This window comes from Aquamicrobium sp. (assembly GCF_023954335.1).
Lineage (GTDB): Bacteria > Pseudomonadota > Alphaproteobacteria > Rhizobiales > Rhizobiaceae > Aerobium.
The window spans coordinates 1,535,227-1,551,540 of the sequence record NZ_JAMLIE010000001.1; the positions used below are offsets into that span (position 1 = coordinate 1,535,227).

Genomic DNA, 16,314 nt, shown 5'->3' on the forward strand with positions numbered 1-16,314 from the left:
GCCGTGCCGGTAGGGTGAGGGGCTTGGAGCCGCTCGCAGCCGGAGCGTCTGGTGCGGACGGACTGATTGCCGCGAGGCGCCCGTGAGGGGCGCCGAGGCGGCGCAGATGTTTTCCTGGTCGTCGGCCGCGTGGCTGCATGGCTTTATGCCGTGCGGCCCCATCGGCTTAAGCAGAATCGGGCGCTCTCGCCCGTGCGGGGAAGAAGCCATGGTTGCCTTCATCCTGCGACGGCTTTTCCAGTCATTCATCGTGATGCTGGTGGTCGCGCTCATTTCCTTCATGCTGTTCCGCTATGTCGGCGACCCGGTCGCCAGCCTGGTCGGGCAGGACACGCGCCTTCACGAGATCGAGGAGCTGCGCCAGCGGCTCGGCCTCAACGATCCGTTCTACATCCAGTTCGCCCGCTTCATCGGCAACGCCTTGCAGGGCGAGTTCGGCATCTCCTACCGCCTCCAGCAGCCGGTGACGGAGCTGATCGTCAGCCGCCTGCCGGCGACCATCGAGCTCGCCTTCGCCTCGGCGCTGATCGCGCTGGTCTTCGGCGTCGTGCTCGGCGTCTTCACCGCGCTGAAGCCGGGAAGCTTCGCCTCGGGCGCCATCATGACGCTGTCGCTGATCGGCGTGTCGCTGCCGACCTTCCTCATCGGCATCGGGCTGATCTACATCTTCGCCGTCGAGCTGCAATGGCTGCCGTCGTTCGGCCGCGGCCAGGTGACGGAGCTCGGCTGGTGGCGAACGGGCCTCCTGACCGAGTCCGGCCGCCGCTCGCTGATCCTGCCGGCGATCACGCTGTCGCTGTTCCAGCTCACGCTCATCATGCGCCTCGTGCGCGCCGAGATGCTCGAGGTGCTGCGGCAGGACTACATCCGCTTCGCCCGCGCCCGCGGGCTGTCCAAGCGGGCGATCAATTTCGGCCACGCGCTGAAGAACACGATGGTGCCCGTCATCACCATCACCGGCCTCCAGCTCGGCTCGGTCATCGCCTTCTCGATCGTCACCGAGACCGTGTTCCAGTGGCCGGGCGTCGGCTCGCTGTTCATCAATTCCGTGCAGGTCGTCGACGTGCCGGTGATGGCCGCCTACCTGATGTTCATCGCCTTCGTCTTCGTCGTCATCAACCTGATCGTCGACATCCTCTATTACGCTGTCGATCCGCGCCTTCGCGTGCACGGCATCGGCGGGGGGAAATAGCCATGAGCTCCGCCCACACCACACCCCCCGTGGCTGCCGTCGCGCCGCCGCGCTCCTTCCTCCGCCGCGCCTGGGATTCGGACGTCTTCTTCTCGTTCCGGCGCTCGCCCGTCACCATCGTCGCGGCCATCGTGACGATCGTCATGGTGCTGGCGGCGCTGCTGGCGCCGTGGATCGCGCCCTACGACCCGTTCAACCCGGCGAGCCTCAACCTGATGGACGGCTTCACCCCGCCGATGTCGACCTCGATGGCCGGCAACTACTTCCTGCTCGGCTCCGACCACCAGGGGCGGGACGTGCTGTCCACCATCCTCTACGGCAGCCGCGTCTCGCTGTTCGTCGGCCTTTCGGCGACGCTGTTCGCCATCGTGCTCGGCGTCGCGCTCGGGCTGACGGCCGGCTATCGCGGCGGCATGACGGATTCGGTCATCATGCGCATCGCCGACATCCAGCTCTCCTTCCCCGCGATCCTGATCGCGCTGCTGATCTTCGGCATCGCCCGCGGCCTCATCCCGCCGAGCCGGCACGAGAGCATGGCGATCTGGGTGCTGATCGTCGCCATCGGCCTCTCCAACTGGGCGCAGTTCGCGCGCACCGTGCGCGGCGCGACCATGGTCGAGCGGCAGAAGGACTACGTCTCTGCCGCGCGCATCATGGGCGTCCACCCGCTGCGCATCCTCGTGCGCCACATCCTGCCCAACGTGCTCGGGCCGGTGCTGGTCATCGGCACCATCGGCCTCGCGCTGGCCATCATCGAGGAGGCGACGCTGTCCTTCCTCGGCGTCGGCGTGCCGCCGACCCAGCCCTCGCTCGGAACGCTGATCCGCATCGGCCAGCAGTTCCTGTTCTCCGGCGAATGGTGGATCCTGTTCTTCCCCGCCGTCACGCTCATCCTGCTCGCGCTCGCCGTCAACCTGCTCGGCGACTGGCTGCGCGACGCCCTGAACCCGAGGCTGCGCTGATGACGGACCCGATCATTTCCGTCCGCGACCTCGTGGTCGAGTTCCCGCTGCGGCGGGGGCTGTTCACCGCGGTCGACGGCGTGTCCTTCGACATCATGCCGGGCGAGATCCTCGGCGTGGTCGGCGAATCCGGCGCCGGCAAGTCGATGACCGGTGCCGCCATCATCGGCCTGATCGAGCCGCCCGGCCACATCGCCGGCGGCGAGATCTACCTGAAGGGCAAGCGGATCGACAATCTGCCGCCCGAGGAGATGATGAAGATACGCGGCAAGCGCATCGGCATGGTCTTCCAGGACCCGCTGACCTCGCTGAACCCGCTTTACACCATCGGCCAGCAGCTGATCGAGACGATCCGCCGGCACCTGCCGCTCAGTCAGGCAGGGGCACGCCAGCGCGCCATCGACCTGCTCGGCGAGGCCGGCATTCCCGCGCCGGCCGACCGGCTCGACAGCTATCCGCACCAGTTCTCGGGCGGCATGCGGCAGCGTGTCGTCATCGCGCTGGCGCTGGCGGCGGAGCCCGAGCTGATCATCGCCGACGAGCCGACCTCCGCGCTCGACGTCTCGGTGCAGGCGCAGATCATCAAGGTGCTGAAGGAGCTGTGCGAGAGCCGCGGCGCGGCGGTGATGCTGGTCACGCACGACATGGGCGTGATCGCCGAGACCGCCGACCGCATGATCGTGATGAACAAGGGCAAGATCGTCGAGACCGGCTCGGTCGCCGACATCATCAAGCGCCCGAAGGAGGACTACACGATCAAGCTGATCGACGCGATCCCGTCGATCCGCGACGAGACGCGCCGCCATGTCGTGCCGCCCTCTGACGCGCCGATCATGAAGGTCGAGAAGCTGACGCGCGAGTTCGACCTGTCGCGGTCCTTCCTCGACCGGGTGCTGAAGCGTTCCGGCCGCAAGGTGGTGAAGGCGGTGCAGGACGTCTCGTTCGAGATCCGCAGGGGCTCGACCTACGGGCTGGTCGGCGAATCCGGCTCGGGCAAGTCGACCTGCGCGCGCATGCTGGTCGGCCTGATCCCGCCGACCTCGGGCCGGGTTCTGCTCGAGGGCGACGACATCTGGGAGGGCCAGGCGGCGTCGAGCAAGCGCCGCCAGCGCGTGCAGATGATCTTCCAGGACCCCTATGCCAGCCTCAACCCGCGCTGGCGCGTCGGCGACATCATCGCCGAGCCGATCCGGGCGCTGAAGCTGGCGGGCAGCGGCGGCGAGATCCGCGACCGCGTCGCCGACCTCCTGGAGAAGGTGCGGCTCGATCCGATCTCGATGCGCAAGTTCCCGCACGAGTTCTCGGGCGGCCAGCGCCAGCGCATCGCCATCGCCCGCGCCCTGTCGAGCCAGCCGGAGTTCATCGTCTGCGACGAGCCGACCTCGGCTCTCGATGTCTCGGTGCAGGCGCAGGTTCTCGACCTGATGCGCGCGCTTCAGGACGAGTACAACCTCACCTATCTTCTCATCAGCCACAACCTTGCAGTCGTGCGCCAGATGGCCGACGATGTGGGGGTGATGCACAACGGCGTGCTGGTCGAGCAGGGGCCGGTGGACGAGATCTTCGACAGCCCGAAGGTCGACTACACCCGCATGCTGCTCGACTCGGTGCCCGACATCTCCAACGTCGAGTGAGCGTCGAGGGGAAGGCGATGGACAGGATCGAGGCTGGCTGGGTCGATGAGGTTCTGAACTTCTGGTTCGGGGAACTGACCTACGAGGACTGGTTCGGCGGCGGACCGGAGCTGGACGAGAAGGTGCGCGCGCGCTTCCTCGGCCTCTACGAGAAGTTGAAGGCCGGCTTCGACGAGCGCAGGATCGACGACGCGCGCATGGCGCTCGCTGCCATCATCGTCTTCGACCAGTTCCCGCGCAACATGTTCAGGAGCAGCGCCGCCGCTTTCGCCACCGACGACACAGCCGCCGGCATCGCCCGGATCGCCGTCGAGCGCGGCTGGGACCGCGCCGGCCCGGAGGCTGCGCGACCGTTCTTCTACATGCCGTTCATGCACTCGGAAATCCTCGCCGACCAGGAGCGCTGCGTCGACCTTTTCCGTGCCATCGGCGAGGGGGACGGGCTGAAATTCGCCATCGAGCACCGCGACATAGTGGCCCGCTTCGGCCGCTTCCCGCACAGGAACCGGGCGCTGGGGCGCGAAAGCTCGCCGGAGGAGCTGGAATTCATGAAGGAGCATGCCGGCTACGGCCAGTCGTGACCGGGCCCGGCCGCTTGCGCCCGGCCGGCCGCCGCCATAGATGAAACAGACGTAACCGACCCGGCACGAAAAAGCGGCGCTGTCGGGCGCACCGAGGGAGGCATCATCTTGACCAAGTCCAAAGACAAATCAGCGCCCGCCGCAGCAAAGCCGTGGCTCGCCAGCTATCCGGACGTCGTGAAGCCCGAGATCGGGCCGATCGAGGACGCCTCGCTCGGCGACATGATGATGAAGGCCTGCGCGCAGTTCTCGACGCGCCCCGCCTTCACCTCCATGGGCAAGAGCCTGACCTTCGCCCAGCTCGAGGAAGCCTCGACGCATGTGGCGGCGTGGCTCCAGTCGAAGGGCCTGAAGAAGGGCGCGCGCGTCGCCATCATGATGCCGAACGTGCTGCAATACCCGGTGGCGCTGATGGCGATCCTGCGCGCCGGCTGCATCGTCGTCAACGTCAACCCGCTCTACACGCCGCGCGAGCTGGAGCACCAGCTCAAGGATTCGGGCGCGGAAGCCATCTTCATCCTCGAGAACTTCGCCACCACGCTCCAGACCGTGGTGAAGAATACCGAGGTCAAGCACATCGTCGTCGCCGCCATGGGCGACATGCTCGGGCTGAAGGGCCACATCGTCAACCTGGTGGTGCGCCGGGTCAAGAAGATGGTGCCGGCCTGGTCGCTGCCGGGCCACGTCCCGTTCAAGCAGGTGCTGAGCGAGGGCCGCTCGAAGAGCTTCGCCAAGGTCGATGTCGGGCAGGACGACGTCGCTTTCCTGCAATATACCGGCGGCACGACCGGCGTTTCCAAGGGCGCGACCCTTCTCCACCGCAACATCCTCGCCAATGTGCAGCAGACGGAACTCTGGCTCGAAAGCGCCTACACGAAGCGCCCGCGCCCGGAGCGGCAGACCTTCGTGTGCCCGCTGCCGCTCTACCACATCTACGCGCTGACGGTGAACGCGTTCATGGGCATGCGGCTCGGCGCCGAGAACCTGCTGATCGCCAATCCGCGCGACATCCCGGCCTTCGTCAAGGAACTTGGGAAGTACCAGATCAACGTCTTCCCCGGTTTGAACACGCTGTTCAACGCGCTGCTCAACAACGAGGATTTCCAGAAGCTCGACTTCAAGCCGCTGTTCCTGACCTTCGGCGGCGGCATGGCTGTGCAGCGCGCCGTGGCCGACCGCTGGCAGAAGCTGACCGGCATCGTCATCTCGGAAGGCTACGGCCTGTCGGAAACCTCGCCGGTGGTGACGACCAACCGCTTCGATGCGACGGAATTCTCCGGCACCATCGGCCTGCCGATCCCCTCTACCGAAATCGTCATCCGCGACGAGGACGGCAAGGACGTGTCCCTCGGCGAGGTCGGCGAGATCTGCATCCGCGGGCCGCAGGTGATGGCCGGCTACTGGAACCGCCCCGACGAGACCGCCAAGGTGATGACCGCCGACGGCTACTTCAAGTCGGGCGACATGGGCTTCATGGACGACAAGGGCTACGTCAAGATCGTCGACCGCAAGAAGGACATGATCCTCGTCTCCGGCTTCAACGTCTATCCGAACGAGATCGAGGACGTCATCGCCATGCATCCGGGCGTACTGGAGGTGGCGGCCGTCGGCGTGCCGGACGAGAAGTCGGGCGAGGTGCCGAAGGTGTTCGTGGTCAAGAAGGACCCGAACCTGACGGAAAAGGAGGTCATCGACTTCTGCCGCGACAAGCTGACCGCCTACAAGCGCCCCAAGCATGTCGAGTTCCGCACCGAGCTGCCGAAGACCAATGTCGGCAAGATCCTGCGGCGCGAGCTGCGCTGAGCGCGAAAAGCCAGTTCGAACCTGATCCGGCCCGCCGTCGAAAAGACGGCGGGTCTTTCATTCCGGCGGCAGGACGGGCCAGGCGTCGACGATGCGCCCTTGCGACAGGATGCGGATCGGGCCGAACTGCTGCAACACCGCCTCGCTCTGCGTCGGGCGCAGGAAGGCGAAGTCGTCGGGGCGGATCGCGGCGTCGCCGGGCAAGGCGAGGAACTGCTGGTTGCTCGAACGGCCGAACGCGCCGCTCTCCTTCATCCCGGCCGGATGGACCGGGTTCGCCATCCACTTGCCGCCATAGAGGTAAAGCCCGCGCCGGGGCAGGAGGCCGAGCGCCTGCGCGAAGCGCGAGCGGCGGTCGAGGCCGGGCAGCTCCGCCTCCACCACCTTCAGCACCGGCGCGGCGATGAAGATCGCGGGCCGGAGCGCGGCAAGGCTCGGCACGTCGAAATCCGACGGCTTGACGAAGGCCGAGCCCATCGCCACCTCGTTCGCGCCGAGATCGCCGCCGTAGAGCAGCGCCGTGCTGCTGCCGCCGAGATTGACGATGCGCCGCCGCTCCTCGCCGAGCAGCGCCAGATAGCGCCGGAAGAGGGCGAGACTCTTGCGCCGCGCGCCGTCCGGCCCGCCGAGCCAGCCCGGTATGTGGCCGATATGCGCCTCGTAGGCCATCATCCCTTCGCAGGCGAGACGGGGATGCCGATCCAGCGCCGCCAGCGCCTCGGCCAGTGCATCGGGCGTCGGAAAGCCGCCGCGATGGAGGCCGATGTCGACCTCGAAGCAGAAACGGAGCGTCTGCCCGCGCGCCGCGGCGACCGCGCCATACTGCGCCAGCCGCTCGGGCGTGTCGATCAGCCAGACGATGCGCTGCGCGGCGGATTCCGGCAGCTCGTCCAGCATCGAGGCGGCGAGCGCGGCCGGCATCGGCTTGCCGAACAGCAGCTCGGCGTCGGGGAAGGCGGCGAGCATCGCCCGCGCCACCGGCGCGTGGAACGTCATGATCCGGCGCGTATCGAAAGCCGCCGTGATGCGCGCTACGAGCTTCGGGCAGGGCAGCGACTTGTCGACGACGCGCAGCGCGAGGCCGGGCGCGAGCGCCGCCCTGACCGTCGCGATATTGGCGTCGAGCAGGTCGAGGTCGAGCACGAGGCATGGCTGGTGGATGCCCGCCGCCTTGAGCGCCGCGTCGGCCTGCCGGAACCAGTCGCCGTTCATCGCTCCACTCCCAGAAGCCGCGCCATATAGGGCGAGACGAAGCGGTTGTCGGGGTCGAGATCACGGCGCACCGCCATCGCGTCGCGAAAGCGCGGGTAGAGCCCTGCCAGCTCCTTCGCGGTCAGGCTGTGCATCTTGCCCCAGTGCGGCCGTCCGCCATGGCGGCGGAATATCTCCTCCATCGCGGCGAAATAGGGCCGGTGGTCGAGGCCTGCCGTGTGGTGGACGGCGATGGAGGCGCTCGGCCGACGGTAGAACGGGCTGAGCCAGGCCTCGTCGGCGGCGACGGTGCGCACCTCGATCGGGAAATAGATGCCGGGAAAGCGCGTCTCCAGCCGCTCGATCACCTCGGCCAGCGCCTTCGGCGCCTCCTCGATCGGCAGGTGATACTCCATCTCGTTGAAGCGGACATTGCGCTGCGAGGGATAGACGGCGAGCCAATCCGCGACATAGTCCTCGCGCGCGGCCGAGGCCACGGCCCGCTTCAGCAGCGCGCGCCGCAGCGGCGGCAGCCAGCCGGTGAAGCGCTGGACGCGCCCGAGCAGGACGACGGCCGCGTCGTCCTCGTCCGGCGGGCGCGGCGTCGACGCACTGTCGGTCAGGTCCGAGGTGATGAACAGCGCCATGCGCGAGAACGGGATGTAGAAGAACTCGGCCGAGCGGTGTGCGCTCATCCGCGCCGGGAAGTCGTCGATCAGCGCGCGGATCGGCAGCGACGTGCGGCGGCGGTGCAGCCGGTAGGGCGCGACGTTGCGGATCGTCACCTCGGTCACCATGCCGAACGCGCCGAGGCCGGGGCAGACGGCAAGGAGGTCGTCGGCGTTCTTGGTCACCGAGAAGTCGCGGACCTTACCGGCGCCGTCGACCAGCGTCAGGGCCTCGACGCCGGTGTGGTAGGCCCCGAGCGCGGCACCCGAGCCGTGGGTGGCCGTGGCCAGCGCGCCGCCGAACGCCTGCCGGTCGATGTCGCCCATGTTCGGGAAAGCCTGGCCGACCGCGTGCATCGCGCGCGCCAGCTCGCCGAGCTTCGTTCCCGCGCCGACGCGGGCGGTCATCGCCGCGGGATCGTGGTCGATCAGCCCGGCGAAGCGGTCGAGCGAGACCAGCGCGCCGTCGTTCTGCACCAGCGGCGTGAAGGAATGGGAGGTTCCCACGGCCCGCAGCGGGCCGGGCGCTGTGCGGATGGCGTCGCCGAGCGCGCCGATGTCTCCGGGCGCGAGGCGCGCCGCCGGCCGCGCCGTGAGAAGCCCCGACCAGTTCGTCCAGTCGTCGTGCCGCTCGCCGTCCGTCATCAGGCTTCCTCCGCTTCCGGCGCCCGCCCGCCCGCGATTGCCGGCATGCCCGCCTCGACATGCCTGCGCCACGACAGCGGCGTCATGCCGTCCTTCCAGCCTTTGAAGGCGTTGGTGAAGCAGGTCGGATCGGCATAACCGAGCCGCCCCGCGATCTCGCCTATCGAAAGCTCCGTCATCGACAACAGTTCCTCGGCGAGCGCAAGGCGCACCTCGTCCCGGATCGCGGAAAAGGTCGTGCCCTCGTCGTCGAGCCGCCGGCGCAGCGTGCGCGGCGTCAGGCACAGATCCGAGGCGACGGTCTCCATGTCCGGCATATGCGCCGATTCGCGCAGCAGCCGCTCCCTGATCCTGAGCGCGAGGCCTGAGCGCATGCGCCGCCTTTCCAGAAGCAGTCGGCACTGCTCCTCGGCGGCCTGGCGGGCGATGGCGTTGGCCTGCGGCAGGAGCTGCAGCAGGCCGGCATTGCACAGCCGGATCACCGAGCGCGGCGCGCCGAATTGCGGGCGCAAGCCGAGAAGCGCCGCGTAGCGCGCCTCGTTCGCCGGCGGCGGGAAGGCGAAGGCGATGCCGCGCAGCAGCGGAAGATGCGGGCAAAGATCGCGCTGGATGCGCACCAGCGCGCCGATGTCGCGCTCGACCACGAAGCGCCTCAAATCCGGCGGCAGGCTGCCGTCGTCAATGGTGATCGTCGTTTCCGCGTCGTCGCGGGCGACGAGGAAATCGGTGAAGGCGAAGGTCAGGTTGAAGTAGCGCAGCGCGATCTCGAGCGCACTGAGCGCGTTGGGGCTGGCGGCCATGGCGAGGCCGAGCATGCCGAACGCGGTGAAGTGATAGCGCAGGCCCGCCTCGACGCCGAGCGCCGGCACCTTGCCGAGCGCGCCGACGAGGTTGCGCACCATCTTCAGCTCCTGTTCGGGCGCGACCAGCGCTGACGCGTCCTCGAGGTCGCGCTCGTAGACGCCCGTCCCGGCGAGGCAGGCGCGCGGCGAAAGCCCGTGGGCCGCACCAAGCTCGGCCATGATGCGCATGCTGGCCACGCCGCGCTCGCAGTCGCGTGCCGCCATCCCCCGTCCCCCCAAAGCGCCCCCTTGGCGAATGTCCCCGAAATTCAGTTTTTTGTCTTCTTCTAATATGCCAGCCGCCGGGCGCGGCCGCTAGCCTCTATCGGTCGGCCTTGAAGGGAGAATCGAACGCGAGGGGGGCCAAGCCTTCGGATCGCCCATGAGGCTGCGCGCTGCCGCGGGACAGGTTGGCGTTCGCCGCTCCGCCGTCCCGAGGCGGCGCCCGCCCATGCCCGGCGAGCCTGAGCGCCGGGGTGGGCGGCTTGCGGCCCGGCGTTTCCCACAGGGCGGCTCCCTCCTTGCACAGTCGGCAGACGGTCGCCATCTTCCGTCAATTCGGGCAGACTGTACCCGACACGGCCGGCCCGCCGGGCGCTCCCACCGGAAGGAACGACACGATGGAAAACACCCCGTCCGCGACCATCGCCGCGCGCTTCGAGGCGCAGCGGCAGGCCTTCCTGAAGGAGCCGAACCCGACCTGGGAGGCGCGGCTGTCACGGCTCGACCGGCTGCTGGCGCTGACCGACGCCAACGAGGCGGCGGTCGTCGCCGCCATCGATGCCGACTTTTCCGGCCGCGCCGCGCAGGAGACGCGGCTCGCCGAGATGTTCGTCGTGCGCGCCGGCATCCGCCACGCGAAGTCGCATCTGCGGCGCTGGATGCGGGTGAAGCGCGCGCCGACGGGCCTCCACTTCCGCCCCGGCTACAACCGGCTGATGCCGCAGCCGCTCGGCGTCGTCGGCGTCGTCTCGCCGTGGAACTATCCGTTCCAGCTGGCGCTCGCGCCGGCGCTCGCCGCGCTCGCCGCCGGCAACCGGGTGATGATCAAGCCGTCGGAGCTGACGCCCGCCTTCTCGGCGCTGCTCGAACGGCTCATTGCCGGTGCGTTCGACCCGGACGAGGTCTGCGTCGTCACCGGCGACGCCGAGACCGGCAAGGCGTTCACCGCGCTGCCCTTCGACCATCTGATCTTCACCGGCTCCACCGCGGTCGGCCGCGCTGTCGCGCAGGCGGCGGCGGCCAATTTGACGCCGGTGACGCTGGAGCTCGGCGGCAAGTCGCCGGCGATCTTCGATCCGTCCTGCGACGTCGACGTTTCCGTCGAGCGTCTCGCCTTCGGCAAGCTCCTGAACGCCGGGCAGACCTGCATTGCGCCCGATTACCTGATGGTGCCGAAGGGGCAGGCCGAGGCCGTGGCCGGCAAGTTCTCGACCGCGGTCGCGAAGATGTATCCCTCGCTTGTCGACAATCCCGACTACACCGCGATCATCAGCCAGCGCCACCGCGCCCGGCTTGTCGAGCTGGTCGACGAGGCGCGCGCGGCGGGCGCGCGGGTCATCGAGATCAACCCGGCGAACGAGCGCTTCGAGAGCAACGAGACGCGCAAGCTCGCGCCCACGATCGTCATCGACCCGCCGGCGGACACCCGGCTGATGCGCGAGGAGATCTTCGGTCCGGTGCTGCCGATCCTCGAATATGACGGCATGGACGAGGCGATCGCCCGCGTGCGCGCCGGCGACCATCCGCTGGCGCTCTACTGGTTCGGCACGGACCGGGGAGCCCGGGAGCGCGTGCTCGGCGAGACGCTGTCCGGCGGCGTCACCGTCAACGATTGCCTGTGGCATATCGGGCAGGAGGACCAGCCCTTCGGCGGCGTCGGCGCCAGCGGCATGGGCGCCTATCACGGCGAATGGGGCTTCAACACCTTCTCGAAGCTCAAGCCGGTCTTTTACCAGTCGCGGCTCAACGGCATAGTCCTGTTCAGGCCGCCCTACGGCCAGGCCTTCGAGCGCATCCTCGGGCTGCTGAAGCGCGTGACCTGACGTTTCGACAATGGGGGCAATAAGGGGGAGGGGAAGGTGGAAACGGCTTTCGACTACGTGATCGTCGGCGGCGGCTCGGCCGGTTCCGTCCTGGCCGGGCGGCTGAGCGAGGACCCGGCCGTCACCGTCTGCCTTCTGGAGGCGGGCGGCGGCGGCACCAGCGGCGTCGTCACCGTGCCGGTCGGCGCCGTGGCGATGATACCGACGAAGCTCAACAACTGGGCGTTCGAGACCGTGCCGCAGCCCGGCCTCGGCGGCCGCAGGGGCTACCAGCCGCGCGGGCGTATGCTCGGCGGCTCCTCCGCCATCAACGCCATGATCTACATGCGCGGCCACCCCAGCGACTACGATCGCTGGGCCGCGCTCGGCAACACGGGCTGGTCGTTCGCGGACGTCTTGCCCTATTTCCGGCTCAGCGAGGCGAACGAGCGCTTCGACGACGAATGGCACGGCCGCGACGGGCCGCTTCCCGTCAGCGACCTGCGCACCGGCAACCCCTTCCACCGCCATATCGTCGAGGCCGCGCGCCAGATCGGCCTGCCCGTCAACGACGATTTCAACGGCGCGGAGCAGGAGGGCGTCGGCGTCTATCAGGTGACGCAGAAGAACGGCGAACGCTGGAGCGCGGCGCGCGCCTATCTCTTCCCGCATATGGGCAAGCGCCCGAACCTCCACGTCGAGACGACGACGCGCGTCGCGCGGGTGCTGGTCGAGAACGGCCGTGCCGTCGGCGTCGAGACGATCAAAGGCGGGGGGCGGCGCGCCATCCGCGCCCGGCGCGAGGTGGTGCTGTCGGCCGGCGCGCTGCAATCGCCGCAGATCCTGATGCTGTCCGGCATTGGTCCCGCCGAGGAGCTTAAGTGGCATGGCATCGCCCCGGTCCTCGATCTGCCGGGCGTCGGCGCGAACCTTCAGGACCATCCCGATTTCATCTTCGGCTACCGCTCGGCCAGCCTCGACACGTTCGGCCTGTCGCTGCGCGGCGGCTGGCGGACGCTGCGCGAGGCGCTGCGCTACCGCCGCGAGCGGCGCGGCATGGTGACGTCGAACTTCGCCGAGGCCGGCGGTTTCCTGAAGACGCGGCCCGATCTCGACGCGCCCGACATCCAGCTCCATTTCGTCGTCTCGCTGGTGGACGACCATGCCCGCAAGCTCCATCTCGGCCACGGCTTCTCCTGCCATGTCTGCCTGTTGCGCCCGCGCAGCAGCGGAACGCTGACGCTGGCGAGCGCCGATCCGCTCGCCGCGCCGCTGATCGACCCGGCTTTCCTGATCGACCCGCGGGACGTCGAGGACATGGTCGCCGGCTTCAAGCTGACGCGGCGGTTGCTCGGAGCGCCGGCCCTTGCCCGCTGGGCGCGGAAGGATGCGGTGACGGCGGCGGTGCGCAGCGACGACGACATCCGCGCCATCCTGCGCAAGCGGGTCGACACGGTCTATCACCCGGTCGGCACCTGCCGGATGGGGGTCGATTCCGGCGCGGTGGTGGACCCGGAACTGAAAGTGCGCGGGGTCGAAGGGCTGCGGGTGGTCGACGCCTCGGTCATGCCGACGCTGATCGGCGGCAACACCAACGCGCCGACGATCATGATCGCTGAAAAGGCGGTCGACATGATGCGCGGGACCTTGCGCATCTGACGGCATCAGGCGCTCGGCGTTATTTTTTGCGGATTGCGAAATAAATCGCTTTCGCGCTATGCTCGCCCCGCTGCCGCACCCTTTCGGGGAGGCGGCGCGGGAGGATGGCATGTATCTCGGGATCGACCTCGGCACGTCCGGCGTCAAGGCGCTGCTGCTCGATGCCGGCCAGCGCGTCGTCGCCTCGGCGAGCGCGCCGCTCGAGGTCTCGCGCCCGCATGACGGCTGGGCCGAGCAGAACCCCGCCGACTGGATCGAGGCGACCGAGGCGGCGGTTTCTTTGCTGAAATCGTCCTATCCGGCAGCGCTCGCCGCCGTGCGCGGCATCGGCCTGTCCGGCCAGATGCACGGCGCGACGCTGATCGACGCCGCCGGCGCGGTGCTGCGCCCGGCGATCCTGTGGAACGACACGCGCAGCCACGCGGAGGCGACGGCGCTCGACGCCGATCCGCGCTTCCGCGCCGTCACCGGCAACATCGTCTTTCCCGGCTTCACCGCGCCCAAGCTCGCCTGGATCAGGGCCAACGAGCCGGCCGTCTTCGCCCGCGTCGCCAAGGTGCTGCTGCCCAAGGATTATTTGCGCCTGTGGCTGACGGGCGAATATGTCTCCGAAATGTCGGACGCTGCCGGCACGGCGTGGCTCGATGTCGGCCGCCGCGCCTGGTCGCCCGAGCTCCTTGCCGCCACCGGCCTTGATCTCGGGCACATGCCGGCGCTGGTCGAGGGAACGGAGGTTTCCGGCACGCTTCGCGGCTCAGTCGCCGCGCGCTGGGGCATGGGCGGCGGCGTTGTCGTGGCCGGCGGCGCGGGCGACAACGCGGCGTCCGCCTGCGGCATGGGCGCGGTCCGGGCCGGGCAGGCATTCGTCTCGCTCGGCACCTCGGGCGTTTTGTTCGCCGCCAACGATTCCTACCGGCCCAATCCGGCCAGCGCCGTCCACACATTCTGTCATGCGCTGCCCGGCGCGTGGCACCAGATGGGCGTCATCCTGTCGGCGACGGATTCGCTGAACTGGCTCTGTGGCGTCACCGGCCGCACGGCGGCGGAGCTGACCGCCGGGCTCGGCGAGGCGCTGCGGCGGCCGTCCGGCGTCACCTTCCTGCCCTACCTCTCGGGCGAGCGCACGCCGCATAATGACGCCACGATGCGCGGCGCATTCGCCGGCCTTGCCCATCTCTCGGACCGCACGGCGCTGGCGCAGGCGGTGCTGGAGGGCGTGGCCTTCGCCTTCCGCGACAGCCTCGAGGCGCTGCGCGAGGCGGGAACCGAGCTTTCGCGCGTCACCGCCATCGGCGGCGGCTCCCGCGCCCGCTACTGGCTGAAGGCCATCGCCACGGCTCTGGAAATCCCGGTCGACCTGCCGGCCGAGGGCGATTTCGGCGCCGCCTTCGGTGCGGCACGGCTCGGCCTCATCGCCACCGAGAGCGCCGATCCGCACGCAATCTGCACCCCGCCGGAAACCGCTGAGACCATCGAGCCCGACGCGGCGCTGGTCCCGGCCTACCATGATGCCTACCGGCGCTATCGCGCGCTTTACCCCGCCATCAAAGGAGCAACATCGTGAGCACCGGCTTTTTCGGCGACATCGCCCCGATCCGCTACGAGGGGCCGGGGTCCGCCAACCCGCTGGCCTACCGCCACTACGACCCCGACGAGGTCGTGCTCGGCAAGCGACTGGAGGACCATCTGCGCTTCGCGGTGGCCTACTGGCACTCGTTCAGCTGGGAAGGCGGCGACCCGTTCGGCGGCCGCACCTTCGAGCGGCCGTGGTTCCCAAGGGGCACAGAAGCCGACACGATGGAGCTTGCCCGCCGCAAGGCCGATGTCGCCTTCGAGATGTTCCGGCTTCTAGGCACGCCGTTCTACTGCTTCCACGACGCGGACGTGCGCCCGGAGGGGGACACGCTCGCCGAGAGCTTTTCCCGCCTCGACGAGATCGCCGACATCTTCGCCGGCAAGCAGGAGGAGACGGGGGTGAAGCTGCTGTGGGGCACGGCGAACCTCTTCTCCCACCGCCGCTACATGGCCGGTGCGGCCACCAACCCGGACCCGGACGTCTTCGCCTATGCGGCGGCGACGGTGAAGGCCTGCATCGACGTGACGAAGCGCCTCGGCGGCGAGAACTACGTGCTGTGGGGCGGGCGCGAGGGCTACGAGACGCTGCTCAACACCGACATGAAGCGCGAGCGCCAGCAGGCCGGCCGCTTCCTGTCGCTGGTGGTCGACTACAAGCACCGGATCGGCTTCAAGGGCACGATCCTGATCGAGCCGAAGCCGCAGGAGCCGACCAAGCATCAGTACGACTACGACGTCGCCACGGTCTACGGCTTCCTCAAGGATTTCGGGCTGGAGAAGGAGGTCAAGGTCAACATCGAGGCCGGCCACGCCATTCTCGCCGGCCATTCCTTCGAGCACGAGCTGGCGCTGGCCGGCGCGCTCGGCATCCTCGGCTCCATCGACATGAACCGCAACGACTACCAGTCGGGCTGGGATACGGACCAGTTCCCCAACAACGTGCCCGAGGCGGCGCTGGCCTATTACGAGATCCTGAAGGCGGGCGGCTTCACCACCGGCGGCACCAATTTCGACGCGAAGCTGCGCCGCCAGTCGCTCGACCCACAGGATTTGCTGCTCGCCCATGTCGGCGGCATCGACACCTGCGCCCGCGGGTTGAAGGCGGCGGCGCGGATGCTGGAGGACCGGGCGTTGAGCGCCCCGCTCGAGGCCCGCTACGCCGGCTGGCAGGCGCCCGAGGCGCAGGCGATGCTGGCGGGCGAGCGCCGGCTCGAGGAGATTTTCGCCCGCGTACTCGGCGAGGCCATCGAGCCCCAGCCGCGCTCCGGCCGGCAGGAATATCTGGAGAACGTGGTCAACCGCTACGTTTAGCGGACACTTCACGAAGGTTCGCGCCGCCCCTCATCCGGCCCTTCGGGCCACCTTCTCCCCGTGAACGGGGAGAAGGGAAAAGCGGAAAGGTTGCGGCCAGTCCTCCTCTCCCCGTTCACGGGGAGAGGATGCCGGCAGGCAGGTGAGGGGCGGCGCAGTCCTTCCTGAACTAAAGTGCCCCGCGACGTGAAGGCGGCCGCAGTCACGTTTTTCCAATCCAAGCTGGA

The 16,314-nt window shown here is 68.8% G+C and carries 12 protein-coding genes; 9 read left to right on the forward strand and 3 right to left on the reverse strand.

Annotation, left to right across the window (positions count from 1 at the left end; translation table 11 throughout):
- The first annotated feature begins 208 nt into the window (after positions 1-208).
- From M9945_RS07535 to M9945_RS07555, 5 genes are all read left to right on the forward strand, one after another.
- Positions 209-1,192 carry an ABC transporter permease gene (locus M9945_RS07535; RefSeq protein ID WP_367944027.1) on the forward strand — a complete coding sequence of 328 codons (984 nt, stop codon included), beginning with the start codon at positions 209-211 and terminating at the stop codon, positions 1,190-1,192.
- A 2-nt stretch (positions 1,193-1,194) separates the two neighbouring features.
- On the forward strand, positions 1,195-2,154 hold the full coding sequence (locus tag M9945_RS07540) for an ABC transporter permease (RefSeq protein ID WP_367928151.1): 960 nt from the start codon (positions 1,195-1,197) through the stop codon (positions 2,152-2,154).
- Positions 2,154-3,788, forward strand: coding sequence for an ABC transporter ATP-binding protein (locus tag M9945_RS07545; protein ID WP_367944028.1), 1,635 nt, complete (start codon positions 2,154-2,156; stop codon positions 3,786-3,788). Before M9945_RS07540 ends, M9945_RS07545 begins: the two co-directional genes overlap by 1 nt.
- A 17-nt stretch (positions 3,789-3,805) precedes the next feature.
- Positions 3,806-4,369 carry a DUF924 family protein gene (locus tag M9945_RS07550; RefSeq protein ID WP_367944029.1) on the forward strand — a complete coding sequence of 188 codons (564 nt, stop codon included), beginning with the start codon at positions 3,806-3,808 and terminating at the stop codon, positions 4,367-4,369.
- A gap of 108 nt (positions 4,370-4,477) precedes the next feature.
- Complete coding sequence (locus tag M9945_RS07555; RefSeq protein WP_367944030.1) at positions 4,478-6,172, forward strand: long-chain fatty acid--CoA ligase; 1,695 nt, start codon at positions 4,478-4,480, stop codon at positions 6,170-6,172.
- A 57-nt stretch (positions 6,173-6,229) separates the two neighbouring features.
- Here M9945_RS07555 and M9945_RS07560 read toward each other — a convergent pair whose 3' ends face one another.
- Genes M9945_RS07560 through M9945_RS07570 form a run of 3 tightly spaced genes read right to left on the reverse strand, consistent with a single transcriptional unit; the run spans position 6,230 to position 9,743 of the window.
- On the reverse strand, positions 6,230-7,384 hold the full coding sequence (locus tag M9945_RS07560; RefSeq protein ID WP_367944031.1) for an alanine racemase: 1,155 nt from the start codon (positions 7,382-7,384) through the stop codon (positions 6,230-6,232).
- Positions 7,381-8,676, reverse strand: a complete 1,296-nt coding sequence (locus M9945_RS07565) for a D-arabinono-1,4-lactone oxidase (protein WP_367944032.1) — start codon at positions 8,674-8,676, stop codon at positions 7,381-7,383. Before M9945_RS07565 ends, M9945_RS07560 begins: the two co-directional genes overlap by 4 nt.
- A complete protein-coding gene (locus M9945_RS07570) occupies positions 8,676-9,743 on the reverse strand; it encodes an AraC family transcriptional regulator (protein WP_367944033.1) in 1,068 nt (355 codons plus the stop codon). The genes M9945_RS07565 and M9945_RS07570 overlap by 1 nt, the downstream gene beginning before the upstream one ends.
- A 395-nt stretch (positions 9,744-10,138) precedes the next feature.
- Between M9945_RS07570 and M9945_RS07575 the strand changes: the two genes are divergently transcribed.
- The 4 genes from M9945_RS07575 (at position 10,139) to xylA (ending at position 16,087) form a co-directional block, all read left to right on the forward strand.
- Complete coding sequence (locus tag M9945_RS07575; RefSeq protein ID WP_367944034.1) at positions 10,139-11,563, forward strand: coniferyl aldehyde dehydrogenase; 1,425 nt, start codon at positions 10,139-10,141, stop codon at positions 11,561-11,563.
- A gap of 36 nt (positions 11,564-11,599) precedes the next feature.
- Complete coding sequence (locus M9945_RS07580) at positions 11,600-13,201, forward strand: GMC family oxidoreductase (protein WP_367944035.1); 1,602 nt, start codon at positions 11,600-11,602, stop codon at positions 13,199-13,201.
- 109 nt (positions 13,202-13,310) lie between these two features.
- Positions 13,311-14,765 carry a xylulokinase gene (xylB, locus tag M9945_RS07585; RefSeq protein WP_367944036.1) on the forward strand — a complete coding sequence of 485 codons (1,455 nt, stop codon included), beginning with the start codon at positions 13,311-13,313 and terminating at the stop codon, positions 14,763-14,765.
- A complete protein-coding gene (gene xylA, locus M9945_RS07590) occupies positions 14,762-16,087 on the forward strand; it encodes a xylose isomerase (RefSeq protein WP_367944037.1) in 1,326 nt (441 codons plus the stop codon). Before xylB ends, xylA begins: the two co-directional genes overlap by 4 nt.
- Positions 16,088-16,314 lie beyond the last annotated feature (227 nt).